5 protein-coding genes are annotated in these 17,019 nt (G+C 54.7%); all 5 read left to right on the top strand.

All coding sequences use genetic code 11. The features are described from left to right. Positions 1-670 precede the first annotated feature (670 nt). The 5 genes from TH5_RS03475 to TH5_RS03495 all read left to right on the top strand — a co-directional run bounded on the left by TH5_RS03475 (position 671) and on the right by TH5_RS03495 (position 16,934). Positions 671-11,158, top strand: a complete 10,488-nt coding sequence (locus TH5_RS03475) for a VCBS domain-containing protein (protein ID WP_208638389.1) — start codon at positions 671-673, stop codon at positions 11,156-11,158. Positions 11,159-11,311: 153 nt separating this feature from the next. Then, positions 11,312-12,709, top strand: a complete 1,398-nt coding sequence (locus TH5_RS03480; protein ID WP_208638390.1) for a TolC family protein — start codon at positions 11,312-11,314, stop codon at positions 12,707-12,709. After that, positions 12,696-13,481, top strand: a complete 786-nt coding sequence (locus TH5_RS03485) for an efflux RND transporter periplasmic adaptor subunit (protein ID WP_208638391.1) — start codon at positions 12,696-12,698, stop codon at positions 13,479-13,481. The genes TH5_RS03480 and TH5_RS03485 overlap by 14 nt, the downstream gene beginning before the upstream one ends. Next, positions 13,474-14,838 carry an efflux RND transporter periplasmic adaptor subunit gene (locus TH5_RS03490; RefSeq protein ID WP_114120674.1) on the top strand — a complete coding sequence of 455 codons (1,365 nt, stop codon included), beginning with the start codon at positions 13,474-13,476 and terminating at the stop codon, positions 14,836-14,838. The genes TH5_RS03485 and TH5_RS03490 overlap by 8 nt, the downstream gene beginning before the upstream one ends. Next, complete coding sequence (locus tag TH5_RS03495; RefSeq protein WP_114120675.1) at positions 14,838-16,934, top strand: site-2 protease family protein; 2,097 nt, start codon at positions 14,838-14,840, stop codon at positions 16,932-16,934. Before TH5_RS03490 ends, TH5_RS03495 begins: the two co-directional genes overlap by 1 nt. Positions 16,935-17,019 lie beyond the last annotated feature (85 nt).

A 17,019-nucleotide genomic window follows, 5' to 3' on the forward strand; every position in this document is an offset into this window, starting at 1 on the left:
GTCCCGATGACATGCCGCCGGTGCAAAGCAAAAACGGATGTCCCGATATCAGCGAAGCTCTCCGCGCTGCCTTGCCGCCGATCATTCTGACTACTGCTGTTTTGGGCGCAGTCCTTGGCAGGGCGTCTCCACGAAAGAGGCCGTATCTGCCGGCGCCATCGGTACGATCCCGATTGCGATTACCCGCAGGTTTCGTTCCTAACCCCACCGTTTGGCTCCTCACTGTTTTACCAGTACAGTGCTGCCGCGCCGGAAATCGTCAATAGTCAGATCTATCAGGGGACGACCTCGTTCATCGACCTGCAGCAATTTGGCATTTTCGTTATCTGGCCTAGGCTGGCGCGGGTCAACTGGTTGCCAAGTGTAGTGTTCTGGTAACCGAAGGATACAAGAACAAAAAACAAGAACGCCCAGGAATTCCGTGGGTGTTTTTTGCTAGGCCTCATGCGAGTCCTGTGACCGCGCAGGGCCTTTTACACGCAATATCGTACGCCCCAGTAATAAAATTAGAGAAGTATAATGCAAACTTTCGCTTGAATATCTTATTGTCGTGCCAACTGAAAAATGAGATGTTGGTTGAAATAAGCAAAATAACAGTCACCCTATGGGTTTGGTTGACATGCGAGACGAAACTGTGCGGAGTCCGTTCAGGCCAGTTAGTCATCCTTTGGTGCTTGAACCACGGATTCTGTTTGATGGGGCGGCTGCGGTCGCCGCAGAACATCAAGATAACAGCCAACCAGACGGTACCAGCGATCATAGCGATGCCGCAGATCAAACACACCCGGAACCCGCCACCACAGGCCCCCCGTCATCGGGTAACCATCTTCTGGTTATTGATGGCCGGATTGATAATCTTTCCGAACTTACAGAGAACCTTGGCGCGAATGTCAGCGTCCTGATTGTCGATGGCAACACAAACGGTTTGGATGCCATTTCCGCCGCCCTTGATGAAATCGGTGAAGTTGAGTCCATCCAGATACTTACGCATGGGGCGTCCGGGCAATTTGTTCTGGGCAACAGCGAGATCCGTGCCCAAACCATTGATGCCCTGTCAGACAGCCTTTCGGACTGGCGTGATCATCTTTCCGAAGATGCTGACATTCAACTTTATGGCTGTAACATTGGTGCCGGATCGAGTGGCCAGGCGCTGGTTTCACGACTGGCCGACCTTACGGGGGCCGATGTTGCTGCATCCGATGACGAAACCGGTGCCAGTTCCCTTGGCGGTGATTGGGATCTTGAAACGCAAGTTGGCGTTATCGATAAGGCAACTGCGCTGAACGCCGAAGTGATTGCGGGCTTTGACAGTTTGCTGGCCGATGCCGATCCGCTGGTTTCGGTCGGATCCGGTAGCGACGTCCTTCTTGGGGATCAGTTCACCTTCACGGTCAATTTTGAAAATAACAGCTCTCAAGTCGGATTTGCACCATATCTTGATCTGTTTTTCCCGGCGACGGGTAAGGATGGTGCAGGCGCGGAAACTGATGATGGTGTCACCTTCATTTCGGCCAAATATCTGGATCAGACCCTGACCGCCCATACAGTCACATTTGATGCGGACGGCAACGCCACCCACCCGATTGCCAAAGACAGCAATGGCGATGCCGTGGTGATCAATGCTGCGACATACGGCCTTCAGGCCGGCGATCAACTTGTCGTTGTGCAACTGCCGTTTGCCAGTGTAACGGAGGAACAACCGACCATATCGTTAGACATTACCGCCGCCCTTAGCAACCTTGCCGACACGGCACAGTCAAACGGCAGTCCTGATTTGACGATCAAGGTGCGCGGCGGGTTTGAATTTGGTAATGACGCGCTTGATAACCCTACCACCGATCCGTCGCTGATAGAGGCGATAACTCATGATTTTGTTGTCCATCCGACGATCATCTCCATCAGCCAGTCGGTCAACGCGCCGGAAGGGGAAGTCACCACCGGCCCGAACTATGTTCACAGCCTGACGCTGACGGCGACGCCCGCCACCGGACAAACTTTGACCAATGTTGTGGTGACCCAGCCCATACCTGATCAGATACAGGTCACCTCGATTACGCCGGGAAGTGGCGGCACCATTACCTCGGTCACGCTCTATAACGGGACGGTCCTGACAAACAGCACGCTGATCGATCAGGCAATCAGCAGCGACAGCATTTTCATCAAGGAATTCACTGTCGAATATGACAGCATTTCAGCCGCAATAGATACCGTTGTTGAATTCTATGTCCCCGAAGCCGATAGCGACGGTGCTCTGGTGCTTGATCCGACCACTGGCGATGATGTTACCATCACGGTGGATGGCCCGACCGGATCGGGAAACTGGGTGCCTCTTGATGAACGTGATCTTGACGAAGACTCGGAAAACATTGAATTCACAGGGACCGGTGCAAGTGCCAGCTTCGTCGCCAAATCAATCACAGTCGAAAAATCGGCAACCGTTGCCATTGACAATGGCCAAAGCGGCCTGACCCCGGGTGATACCCTGCGCTACACGCTTGATCTGGCGATCTCGGATTATTTTGCCTTCGGCGAAGACTTCTTTGAGAATGGCAGTTTCATTATCACCGACACCCTAAGTGACGGTCAGACGCTGAGCAGTTCACCCGCCGCAACGTTCACCTACAGTATGAACGGGGTCACCCAAACCATTGACATGACCGGGGCGACGACGACCACCCCGAATGGTGATGGTACCACCGATATATCGCTTGATATCGCTCAGGCGTTACGTAATTCAGGGCTTACACTTGGTGCGCTGATCGGTGATCTGGCCTTTGACGAGACGCAGGCAGGCGCAACGCTTGGCGTGATAAGTTACAGTGCTGTTCTCAGTCAGAATTACACATCGGGTACAACCCCGAAAAACGCGATCAATGAAGGCGACGCCATCAGCAACAGTGCCTCGATCACGGCGACCATCCTTCAGGATGCGCTGAACCTTACGGGCAGCAGTGAAACCGATGACAGTTCGACCAGCCACACGCTGGCACATCGCAGCATCGATATCACGATATCGGATGTGAATGGCAGCACCCCACCATCCAATGTCGAGCTTAATCCCGGTGACGTCGTAACCTTCACCCTGAATTACGACCTTCTGACCGGTGATTACGAAGATTTCGTCCTGACCGCCTATTTACCCTTGCCGCTGTTTGATGTTTCAGGCATCGCATGGTCGCAAGGATCGGGTGCCGACACATGGAATTTCGGTGGGGATAATACAAACGCCGGATCGGCACCAACAGTCACCAGTATCGCTGGCAACGCCATCCAGTTTGATTTCGGCGATTTTGACACATCCTCGACCGATGGCAGCACGATTGAAGTCCAGTTCACGATCACGGTCGGCGATCAGCCTTACGCCGATCAACGGTCAATCAATGTTCTCGCAGAATCCTCGCAATCGACCACGTTGACCGCGCAAACCCTTGTTTCGTCAGATGTTGCCCAGATATCTTCGATCGCCGAGCCGGTCCTGACCATGAGCCACGGTGTGGTTTCTTCAAGCAACGGTACGGTAAGCGGCACAACCGGCACATGGAACGCACCGGGCACATCCGGAACACCGTTTTCGGGCAATGTAAACGATATCACGGCGATTGAGGGCAGCGTCACCGACATTGACGGCGGTGACCTTTTGCGCCTCGCCACCGCAATTGAAAATACCGGTGGCGGCGGTGCGTTTGATGTTGCGACCAGCATCACCCTTCCGACCGGGTTGAGCTTTGCCAATGGCACCTTAACCGACGCCAACCTTCAGATTTATCGCGGTGATGGCACCCTGCTTGTCTTGGGCACTGACTACAGCGTCTCTGGCAACACGATTACCTTCCTTGATAATGGTGGGGTCGCCACCCTTCTGGCCGGACGTGACGGTACATCGGCCGATACCAGTGGGGCCAACCTTGTCGTGATTACCTATGACGTCGAAGTCAACGACGCCATTGATGCCAGTGCCACGCTTCAAACCACCGCAACGCTTGGCAATTATGCCAGTGTTGATGGCGGCACCGATTTCACACCGACCGACCTTGAGGATATCGCCGATCAACAGGTCGCGGCTCCGGAAATTCGCAAGAACTTTGCCGATGGCAGCCTTGATAACAGCGATTCAAGTGCATCCCATACCACGGGGTCGGATTTGGTTGTTGGCGAAAGCATGCTTTACGACATCATCGTCACCCTGCCCGAAGGCACGACACAGTCCTTAGAGATTGATGATCTTGTGCCTGATGGTATGAGCCTTGATACCAGCTTCAACGGAACAGGCTATCAGCTCATAACCCTGACGTCTGAAAGCGGCGCACTTACAAATGACTTCGCAGGGTCGATAACCGTTAGCAGCCTTACCGCGGTGTCCGGAACACTTGGCGATGACGGGGTGGATGGACGCTTTTCCTTTAGCGCGTCTTCCGCCGCGGCCGACAACGATACCGGCAATAACAGTTTTGTCATTCGCGTACGGCTGGTCGCGGAAAATGTTACAGCCAATCAGGCCAGCACGACCCGTCAAAACAGTGCCGAACTACATTATTCAGATCCGGATGGCGACACCGCCAACGGCTCCACACCACAAGACCGGACTGTTGCCCTTTCTGATGGCAAGCCGAGCATCACATTGCGTGAGCCGACCCTGACCATCGACCAGACCCTTGTAACATCGACCACGCTTGGTTTTGATCAAGGGGATGAAGTCGAGTTCACCATCACGATCACCAATGGCAACAGTGGGACAGATTTCGATGCCTTTGACATCAGTCTGGCCAGCACCCTTCCGACCGAGCTTGATGGTCTGACCATCGCCGGAATTACCTATAGCGGCGGTGCCACCAACAATAGTGGAGCCGATTTTGAAATTGCCGGTGGAGTTCTGCAAACAAGTGCCGGGGCCAATGTTGATATCGTCAAAGGCGGCAGTATCGTTATCCGCATCACCGGGACGGTCAATGCCACTGCGGCATCGGAAGCCAATTTCAGCAATACCGCAGAAGTTCGTTGGACCAGTCTGGATGGTGCATCGGCTGGCACCGCTGATCCGGCAGGCGAACGAACCGGCCAGGATGGTTCGCTGGGGGGCGGGGCACTGAATGATTACCGGCGCAGTGATACCCTGACCATTCCGGTTGCCCAGGCGATTCTGGTTTCCCGTGTCGGCGGATTGCCCGATACAGAAGCCCCTGATCCAACCGATGCATCCAACGAAACGGTCGTAGTTGGCGAAATCATCCGTTACCGGGTTGTTGTTTTGTTACCCGAAGGTGCGAACCCCAATTACCAGTTGGAAGTTACACTCGATAACGGCCTTGAGTTCATTGACAAGAACGACAATGCGATGCTCGTCGGGTTTATTTCAAATGGTGGCCTGACGACAGATGCCACCCTGATTACCGGCGGGACGCTTGAGATATCTGGAAATCAGGACAGCGCAGAAGCCCAATCAATTGACCCTAATCTGGCAGGTGCCGCTCCGACCGGTGTTCTTGATCCAACACAGGTAAATATCGCCGGGCAGGTTATCACTTTTAATTTTGGCAACATCAGCAACAGTGAAGTCGATAGTGATCGTGAAGGCATTGTTCTGGAATTCAATGTCAGGGTTGCCAATGTGGCGGCAAGTTCGGCCGGTGCGGCACTGGGCATGCAGGTTCAGGAAATTCGCAACGGAACGAATGGCGCACAAAGCGATACATTTACCGAAACAGTGGTCGAACCAAGCTTTAGCAGCGTTGATAAAACCGTCACTGATTTCGATCCGAACCCGACCGGTAGCACCGGTACGGCCACTGTCGAACTGAGCTTCACACAGGATGGCGGCGCACCAGCCTTTAACACCAACGTTTCCGACGACATCACGGGCGGCACGAATTACGAACTGATCAGCATCAAGATCAATGACACAACATATACCGTTGGCAACCTGCCATCGGGCATCAGTTTTGATCAAACCTCCGGCATTTCAGTCGATTTTGATCAGTTGAATGTTGATGATGCGGTTGTCGTTACCTATTCGGTGGATGTGCCAAACAATACGACCATCGCGGCAACCGACGCCAGCCTGACCTGGAGCAGCCTTCCCGAAGATTTCACAGGCTGGGGTGGCAACGATGTTGGCACCGATGGCGACAGTGACGGAGAGCGAACCGGCAGCGGTGTTGGCGAAAATGATTATGTCCTGACTGAAGGTGCCGGACTTGGCGTCATCAGCGGTACATTGTGGAATGATACGGCAACCGCCTCGGCCGATGGTGCCAATGTTGTCCCCGATGGCGGCGCGACAGGACTGGAAGGCCTGACCGTCACCCTGACCTGGGCCGGAGCTGATGGTGATCTTGCCACCACGGCCGACAATCTGGTCTTCACGACTGAGACCGATGCCAATGGAGAATACAGCTTTGGCGTATTGCCATCAGGCAATTACCGGATCGACACGCCGACAGATACTGTCACCTATGCCCAACCAGTAGGCGATCTTGAGGTCCGCATTGATACCGATGGCACCGGTGGCACATTGGGACAGGTCGACATAACACTGGGCGAAGGTACCAGTGATACCGCTGATGCCGGATATGTCGAACAGAATGACGCGCCGGTCAACACGCTGCCGGGTAATCAGTCGGTTAATGAAGACACCCCGCTTACGATTTCCGGGCTGTCGATTGACGACATTGATTCTGGTCGGGGTGGAGATACCCAGCTTACCGTACAGCTCACCGTTCTGCATGGCACAGTATCGGTCACGCTTGCAGGTGCCGCGTCCATCTCATCGGGCAGCAACAACAGTTCAACCCTTACACTTCAGGGCACAAGAGATGATATCAACGCCACACTGGCCAATGGTGTCATTTATCAAGGCACCCAAGATTACAACGGCACAGACACACTGACCGTCACCACCAGTGACCGTGGCAATTATGGTGACGCCGACGATGATGGTATTCCCGGCGAAACAAGCGACGATGCCCTGACAGATACCGACAGCCTGCAAATCACCATCAATGCCATAAATGATGACCCGGTCGCCAATAATGACACTGCCACCGCGCAGGAAGCCGGGGGCAATGACAACCTGACACCGGGCGTCGATCCGCGCGGCAGCCTGATCGACAATGATACCGATGTTGACATCGCCACAAATGACGATGAATTGCGCATCACCGATGTCACATCAATTGCAACATCCGATACCGAGACCATTTCATCGGGCGGATCTGCAACGATCACCGGGCAATATGGCAGCCTGGTGGTCCAAAGTGACGGTCGCTATCAATATGTCGTCGATAATGACAATGCCGACGTGCAGGCATTACGACTGAGTGGCAATACACTTAGCGAAACCTTTTCATACACCCTGTCTGATCTTGGCGATGTTACCGATACCGCAACATTCACAGTCACCATCACCGGTGCCAATGATGCCCCGATCGGTGTCGATGATACCGGCAGTGCGACCGAAGCCGGTGGCGTTGCCAATGGCACCGCCGGAACCGATGCATCTGGCAATGTTCTGACCAACGACACGGATGTCGATGCCAACAGCGAAACCAAGGTGGTTTCTGGCGTCCGCGCGGTCCCAAAAGATGAAAGTGGCGCATTAACAACCGTATCGGGCAGTACCCCGATCACCGGCACCTATGGCACACTGACCATCAATCCCGATGGCAGCTATTCCTATGTGATTGATAACAGCAACGCCGATGTTCAAGGATTGTCTGCCGGTGACACCCTGACGGAAGTCTTCAGTTATCAGGTTACCGACGCCGCCGGATTGAATGACCTGGCCAACCTAACCATCACCATCAATGGCGCAAATGATAATCCGGTTGCAACGAACAATGTGGCCGTAGCGCAAGCTGCCAATAGCAGTTTGGGCGATACGGATGCAGCTGAAAGCAATCCCAACGGCAATGTGATTACCAATGACACAGGCGACGGGGCAGATTCAGACGTTGACAGTGCTGACCAGCCGAACACCAACCTTCGGGTTTCTGGTATCAATTCCGAAAACCTGAACGCAGCGGGTGCCCTTACCAGCATTTCCAGTGGTGCAACAGAAGTTGCTGTTACCGGCGAATATGGCACGCTTTATATAAGTTCCGATGGCACTGCGCGCTATAATGTCGACAGTGAAAACACAGATGTCATAGCCCTTGGCAGTGGCGTTACCGCCGATGAAGTTTTCACCTATGAAATAACCGATACAAACGGCCTGACAACTACGGCAACAATTACAATCACGGTTTATGGCGCGAATGATGATCCTGTCGCGCAGGATGCTTTCGCGATTGCCCAAGAATCTGGTGGTGTAGACAATGCAACAGCGGGCTCGAACCCGACCGGTGATGTCACCAGTCGCGATGTCGACCCGGATGGTGATCCATTAACCGTTGTTGCAATTCGAACGGGCCCATCGAGTGGGGGGGGCACGTCAGGCACAATTGGCGTGGCACTTGCGGGCACTTATGGCAGCCTGACCCTTAATTCCGACGGCACTTACAGCTATGTTGTCGACAACACCAACACCGCGGTTGAAGCATTACGCAATACGACGCATACCGTAACGGAACGGTTCACCTACACCATCCAAGACGGTGGCGGACTGCAGGATACCGCCGAGATCGTCATTGTCATTCGCGGACAAAACGATGCCCCTGTTGCCGTGGATGATAGCGCCACTGCTGTCGAAGCCGGCGGTGAAAGCAATAACAGTCCGGGCACCGATCCGTCGGGCAATGTGCTGACCAATGATACCGATGTCGACAGCACTGCAAATGGCGAGACCAAGGAAGTATCTGCCGTTCGCACAGGTGCCGAAGCTGCAAGTGGCACATCAGGCACCCTGGGGTCGGAATTGCGGGGTAGCTATGGCTGGCTGACGATTAATGAAGATGGCAGCTATAGCTATCGTCTTGATAATTCGAACGCCACGGTTCAGGCACTGCGCAACAGCGGCAATACACTGAGTGATACGTTCACCTATACCGTCAGTGACAAGGCAGGTGCGACCGATAACGCCGCGATTACCATCACCATTCAAGGTGCAAACGATACCCCAACCGCAAGCAATGATACCGCCATTGCGGTTGAAGCGGGTGGCACCAATAACGGAACTGCAGGCACCAATCCGACCGGCAACGTTCTGACCAATGACAGTGATATCGACCAGAATGGCGAAAGCCTGTCGGTCAGTGCCATTCGTCAGGGTACAACAATCGGTACGGTTGGAAGTGGTCTGGCAGGTACTTATGGCACGCTGACATTAAACAGCAACGGCAGTTATAGTTACGTTGTCGATAACACCAACGCCGCCGTTCAGGCGCTACTAAGCGCCACTCAGACCTTAACTGAGACTTTTACTTACACCACGCGCGATCTTGCCGGTGCGACGAGTACGGCCACTCTGACGGTCACGATCCAAGGGGCGAACGACGCCCCGGTTGCGGTCAATGACACTGCAACCGCAACCGAAGCCGGCGGGACCAACAACGGAACGGCTGGCACCAATCCGACCGGCAATCTTCTGACCAATGATACGGATGTCGATAGCAGCGACACGAAATCGGTCAGCGGAATTCGTACCGGCAGTGAAAGTGCAGGCGGATCAATCCTGTCGATTTCTGGCAGCCGGACAGTCACCGGCACCTATGGCACACTGACAATCGCGGCCAATGGAACCTTCACCTATGCCGTCAACAACAGCCTGGCAGCGGTTCAGGCGCTCAAGGTCGGTGACAGTCTCTCAGAAAGCTTTACTTACCGTCTGTCTGACAGCAGCGGTGCAACCGACCTTGCCGAAATTGCCATCACGATTAATGGTGCCTGGGATGCCCCGGTCGCGGTAAACAACTTTGCCTACGCCGTGGCCGAGAATGCCGAAAACACCGCAAACAACCCCGAAGGCAATGTTCTGACCAATGACACCGATGTCGATTCCGGTGACTCCAAATATGTCAATGGTGCGCGAACGGGCTCTGAAAGTGCAGGGGGCGCGCTTGATGCAGTAGCATCGAACACCAGCAAGGATGATGGCACCGTTATTGTCGGTACCTATGGCACGCTGACCATTGGTGCGGACGGCACTTATCGGTTTGTGGTTGATTCAACCAATCCCGATCTGATCAACCTGCCGGCACAGGGCACGAGAACCGAGATATTCACCTATCAGGTGGTTGACGATGGTGGGCAGACAGATACCGCACAGCTCACCGTCATCATTCGTGGTCGCAATGATGCACCTGTCGCCGTTGATGACACCAACACCGCCAGCGATCAGGTTCAGGCACCGCACGCAACCGGCAACGTCATTCCCAATGATACCGACACCGATGACGTCAACAGCCTTGAAGTGACGGCAATCCGCACCGGTGCAGAAGACGGTACTGGAACCGAAGGTGCACTCGGCGCTTCCATTCAGGGGAAATACGGGACCCTGACCCTGAATGCAGATGGTTCATATAGCTATTCAATTGATCTGAATAATCCCGAAGTCCTTGCCGCCGCCGGGCTGGGAACTGTCCTGAAGGATGAATTTACATATACCCTTTCCGATGACTGGGGAGCGACCGATCAGGCAACCCTGACGATCAATCTTGATATTGCAGCGCCCTACGTTCCCATACCGGATGGTAATGGCCCAAGAGGCGGAAATGTCCCTGGCGATTTTGTCGTGACGCAACCACCACCACCGCCACTTCCAGATGTTCGCCCGATTGTTTTTGTTACGCCAACTGTTCAGGTCGATGCACGCGTGAATGAGGCCGTAAACTCGCAAAACAACGGCAGCGATATCTTTGCGGGCCTCACACCGTTTATTCGCAGTCAGTCTATTGGTTCTGGCCTGGGCGAGATTTCCGGCCAGTTTGTTGGGAGTGCCGTCGACCGGAGCAGCTTTGACAGCGACATTGATCTGGCTGTGTTTCTCGGCCGACAGGGACGTGTCGATCTTAACGCCGAAGGTTTGCTCAGCGATCCTTCTCTATTCACTCCCACCTCCGAAGGTATGACCGAGCCGGGCGGAATAACGGCACGTGCCCCGGAAACCGGGGAATTTAAAACAGCCAGCAGCTTTAGCAATCAATTGCAAAACGCGGTCAATCAGGTTCCGCCAATCGCGGCCCGAAATGGTTCGGCTGACAAAAATGCAACGCACTCCGGTGCATAATGGGGATTCCGCATGTCGAAGACGGTTATCAAGCCACTTTGTATCATTATAACATCTTCACTGCTTTTAAGCGCATGTGCGACATCCTTTGACGAACCACAACCCTACACAAAAGAACAACATATCCAACGCATTGCCGCGGACAGGGCTGCAATGTATCGGGGGCAGGAACCGGTCACCGGTCCGATAACATTTTACGAAGCCGTTGCGCGTGCTCTGAAATACAATCTGGACTATCGCCTGAAACTGATGGAAAGCGCGCTGGCGTCCGATCTGCAGGATGTGTCCGCACATGAAATGCTTCCCCGGTTGGTCGCATCTGCCGGGTATGCCGGGCGAAATAATGATTCCGGGGGTACCTCAATCGGCATCGAGGATCGTCAGGAAAGTCTTCGTGCGTCGACTTCGCAGGAACGCTATCGGCAGTTGGCGGGACTTAATCTGACATGGAGCCTGCTGGATTTCGGTGTGGCCTATTATCGCAACCAGCAGAAACTCGACCAGATTCTGATGGCGGAAGAACGCCGTCGCCGTGTGGCCCAGAACGTTTTGCAAGATGTCCGGAATGCCTATTGGCGTGCATTGGGGGCGCAACGGCTGCTGCCTGAAGTCAATGCATTGCTTCTGCGTACAGACAAGGCCCTGATCGCAGCCCGTACAGCAGAAGAACGCGGCATAATGAACAAACAGCAGGCGCTTGCCTATCAGCGTGCCCTGCTTGATTCACTCAGCCTTTTGACCGCACGCCGCGAAGATCTTGAATTTGCACGCGCCGAACTGTCCGCCCTGATGTCGCTTCCACCCCATTCGGAACTTGTTCTGGAAGACATGCAGGAACCATCCCTGTTCCCGGTTACCGTTGATATCGCATTGCTTGAGGAAATCTCTCTTCGGAACCGTCCGGAAGTAATGGAGGAATGGTATCGCAAACGCATAAACCAGAACGATCTGGAAATCGCGAAAGCCGAACTCTGGCCCAACATCGCGGTAAGCGCAGGGTTTGAATATGACTCGAACAAATATCTCTATAATCAGGCCTGGTCGAGCACCGGTCTTGAAATTTCGCTAAACCTGCTTCGCCTGACCCAGCTACCGGCCTTGCAGCGTGCCGAAGTCTCGCAGGCTGCCACCGACGATGCGCGCCGCATCGCATTGTCAATGGCCGTCCTGACGCAGGTTCGTGTCGGAACCCTGCGTTACGAACTGGCCCGGGACGACCTTGAGTTTGCAGAGGAAAGCCTTCGGGTTGACCGGGAATTGCTGCGCTACGCCCATGCCGAAAGCAGCAGCACCCTGGGATCTGAGCTTGAAGTCATCCGGGCCGAAGGCCGTTTTCTTCTTTCACGTTACCAGCGTGAAGCATCCTATTCCCGCGCACAGGCAGCATGGGGGCGTCTGTATAATTCTATCGGCCTTGAAGTCCTGCCCGAGCAGATAGACAATTACGATATCAAGACCCTTGCCAGTGCCATTGAAGAGACGCTGCGCACGCAGGAACTTGAGAATTTCAGCCACATCAAGGCGGAGCATTCGGTCGATGCGAATTCGTAACTTGATTTTTGCGATGGCTATTACCTCGGCACTGCTTGCCGGTGCGAGAACCAGTGCGGTGGCCCAAAATCAAGACCAGAATTACCCGACTTCTCCGATGCCTTCGACTTCGGCAATCCGCATCCTTCTGGCGGCTGATATCGAAACTACGCTCTCAAGCAAGATGGCTGGTACGCTCGAGAAAATCTCGGTCGGTCTTGGACAGCGTATTGAAGAAGGCACAAACCTTGCGCAATTTGACTGCCGCGAGGCAACTGCACGGGCCCGTGTGGCCGAGGCCGAACTGCAGATGACCCGCCAAAACCTCTCAGCACGCGAAGATTTGCGTGACCTTAATGCCGCGGGTGATCTCGAAGTTGCCATGGCCGAAACCGAAGTCCGCAAAGCCGAAGGGGCCAGAATTCTGGCAAATGTTCAGACCAGCTATTGTACCGTCAAAGCGCCCTTTAGCGGCAAGGTTGCCAAGGTTTATGCCCGTTCTTATCAGACAATCAGTGCCGGAACCCCGTTGTTTGACATTATCAGCGACGGACCGCTCAAAATCCGTCTGAATGTGCCATCGGTGATGCTGCCCCATCTTGCGGTCGGGGTCCCGCTGAATGTCGACATTCTTGAAACCGGTACGACCTATCCTGCCACGATCAAATCGATCAATTCGCGCATTGATGCCATTGCGCAAAGCATTGAACTTGAGGCAACCCTTGATCAGGTTTACCCGGAGCTCACACCGGGCATGAGCGGGATCGCAACCTTCCCGAATTTCAATGGCTAATGCGTTTCCCCCGGCCCAAATCCTGACCACCCTGATTGCTCTTCGTGATCGCGCGATGGCAGCAGAGACGCTTAATGCGCTGGCCTTTTCGATGGCCAACGACCTTTATAGCCTCCTGCCATTTCGACAGGCGTTGGTGTTTTCCCATACGGGCCGTCATCCGGAACTTCTGTGCATTTCTGGTCTGGCCAAACCGGCAGAAGATTCCCCTTATCTTGTCTGGCTCAAACAGGCCAGCCGCTGGGTCGCGGATCAATTTGCCGATACGACGCCAAAGGCCGGGCAAACGACGGCGACAATCTGGATTGACCGCGAAAAAACCGATCCGCCGCCCGACATCGCCGAAGGATGGTCTGAATGGTGGGCGGCCGGGCTTCTGGTTGTGTCATTTCACCGCCCCAATGGGGAGCGACTTGGCTTTATCATTTTCCAGCTTGAAACCGGTGTCCCCGAAGGTCTGCTTGAACAGCTTGGTGGCGTGTTCCGGACATGGGGTTATTGCTGGCATCAACTGAGTGGGGGCACCAAAAAACGGCGCTGGCGGCCATCACGGCGGGCCGCGATCATTATCGCAATTGTTGCCGCCGCATTGCTGTTTATCCCCGTCCGGCAAAGTGCGCTGGCCCCGGCCGAAATCGTATCGCGCGATACGCAGATCATAAGTGCCCCGCTTAATGGCGTGATTGATGTGATCGCTGTGCGTCCCAATCAGCAAGTCACCAAGGGCGACTTGCTATTCACCCTTGATCAGACCACGCTGCGCAACAAGGCCGATGTTCTGATACAGGAGGTCGCCGTCGCCGAAGCCGAACTGCAGGCCGCAAGTCAGGGGGCCTTTAACAATCCGCAAAGCAAGGGCGAGCTTACCGTGCTTAGTGGACGCGTCCAGCAACGTCGTGCCGAACTGGCGGCCGTTCTTGCCCAGCTTGACCGCACCCGGATTGAAGCCCCCGCCGACGGTGTTGTCGTCTTTACCGATCCCAATGACTGGATCGGTAAACCGGTGGCAACGGGCGAACGCATTCTGCAACTGGCCAATCCCGACCAGCCCGCCATGCGTATCGAACTTTCTGTTGCGGATGCCATCACCCTTGAGGTTGGGGCTGATGTTACCCTGTTTTTAACCGCCTATCCGCTTGAACCGGTACGCGGTAAAATTCTTGAAACCAGCTATCAGGCCCGGCCACACAATGATGGCATTGTCTCCTATCGCCTGCTGGCCAATATCGAAAACCGTCCGGAACATGTTCGGCTTGGCCTGCATGGCACGGCCAAACTTTATGGTGATCGCGTTCCGCTTGGCTATTACCTGCTGCGCCGTCCGCTTGCGACCGCACGTGCCTGGAGTGGCCTGTGATGCAGGACGACGCCGATCAAACGCCCCGGCCCTTGCGCGAGGATCTTCGCCTTTGCGAAGCCGGGCAAGGCATGTCGGGCGAACCGGCGTGGATGATACAGGACACGGTGCTTAACCGGTTTTACAAAATCGGCTGGCTGGAATTTGAATGCCTGCGCTGGTGGGGAAGAACCCCGCGCCAGATCCATGAACTTATCTCCAGGCGCACGGCCCTCAAGCCCGACCTTGATCAAATCATCGCCTTTGTCCAGTTTCTCAAAAACCATCATCTTTTACGACCGACTCCGGCCGAAACCGACGCCCTTGGCCAAAAAAACACTGAAAACGGCTGGATGGAATGGCGCTGGTGGCTGCATCACTATCTGTTCTTTCGCATCCCACTGGTGCGGCCGCAAAAGCACCTGACCGGGTTACTTGGTCTGGTCGGCTGGATTTTTCACCGTCTGACCGCACTTCTGATCGTATTCCTGACCGTGACGGGCATTGTCATGGTGTCCCAGCAATGGGACAGCTTTACCCATGCGGTGGTGGAATCCTTTTCCGGTGCCGGGATCATCAGTTTTGCCATCGCCCTGATTGTCGCCAAGACCTTGCATGAGCTGGGCCATGCTCTTGTCGCCACCCGGCTGGGCTTGCGGGTGGCGCATATGGGTGTTGCCTTTGTCGTGCTGTGGCCAATGCTCTATACCGATACAAGCGAAACATGGAAATTGCGCTCCCCCAAACAGCGCCTTGCCATTTCAAGTGCCGGTATCCTGACCGAGCTTGCCCTTGCCGGGCTTGCCACATTTGGCTGGGCGATATGCGAGGACGGGGCAACACGCAACGCGCTTTTATATCTGGCAACGACAAGCTGGGTGCTGTCACTGGCGTTGAATGTCAGTCCGTTCATGCGCTTTGACGGCTATTTCATCCTGTCTGACATTCTTGATTTTCCCAACCTGCATGAACGTGCATCGGCGATTGCACAGGTTACGATGCGCAGAAGCCTCCTTGGCCTTGATGAAGACTGGCCGGAACCGTTTCCCAAAGGCCAAAGGCGCATGCTGGCTACCTTTGCCTTCATGACCTGGGCCTATCGGTTCGTGCTGTTTCTGGGGATCGCGGTTGCGGTTTATCTGCTGTTCTTCAAGGTACTTGGCATCTTTCTGTTCATTGTTGAAATCTGCTGGTTCATTCTGTTGCCGGTGATCCGTGAACTTAAACATTGGTGGGCCAATCGCAAATCGGTTCCGGTCCGGCGGCGGGTGGTTTTTGGTGCGATTTTCCTTGGCATTCTGATCCTGGCCGCGATCCCGTGGCAAAGCCAGATTCACGGAAACGGTGTGCTGCGCGCCGAACGCCAGCTCAAAGTTTTCGCCCCGTTTCCGGCCCTGCTATCGGAACTCAGAACATCCGGTCCGGCTGCATCAGGGGACGTGTTGCTGCAGCTTGATGATCCGGACCTGCACCTTCGAATGCGCAATAACGAAGCCAGCATCACAAGCTATAAGGCACGCCTTGGCGGCATGATGGCCGATCCGATGGGGCTTTCGCAAAAAAGCGTTATTGAACAGCGTCTCGCCGTCCAGTTTCGGGAAATAACTGCCACACAGGCCGAAATCGCCCGGCTTACCTTACGTGCGCCATTTGATGGTCAATGGCTTGATGTTGATCATGAAATGAGGCCGGGACAATGGATCGGCGACAAGGAGCCTTTGGGCATTCTGGTCGACCCGACATCCTGGCAGATTGATGGCTATGTCCATGCCGATGAAATCGAACGCCTGTCGGTTGGAAATCGTGTGCTGTTTTACCCTGATGGCAAACTCACGCCGATACCGGGACAATTGATCGCAATCGGCAGCACGCGTGTGCGCAGCCTGTCGCACCCTCTGCTGGCATCCACCCATGGTGGTCCGATTGCCACTGCAAGCGAGAAAGATGGTCTGTCACCCAAAGCCGCCTGGTTTGAAATCCGGGTCCAACTTGATGACGTGCCCCCGGATCTTCGCGAAATGATCGGCCATCTGCAAATCGACGGACAGCAACGCAGCCTACTGATCGACAGCACCAAACACCTGATTGCAATCCTTTTGCGCGAAAGCGGGTTCTGACGTCGTTAGAACCGCGAGAGCGTTCTGTCCATCGGAACGAATGTGTCATCTTGAAATATGTATGCTTCATATCGCAGCCGATTGC

The sequence above is a fragment of the Thalassospira xianhensis MCCC 1A02616 genome (genome assembly GCF_003326475.1).
Classification (GTDB): Bacteria; Pseudomonadota; Alphaproteobacteria; order Rhodospirillales; family Thalassospiraceae; genus Thalassospira; species Thalassospira xianhensis.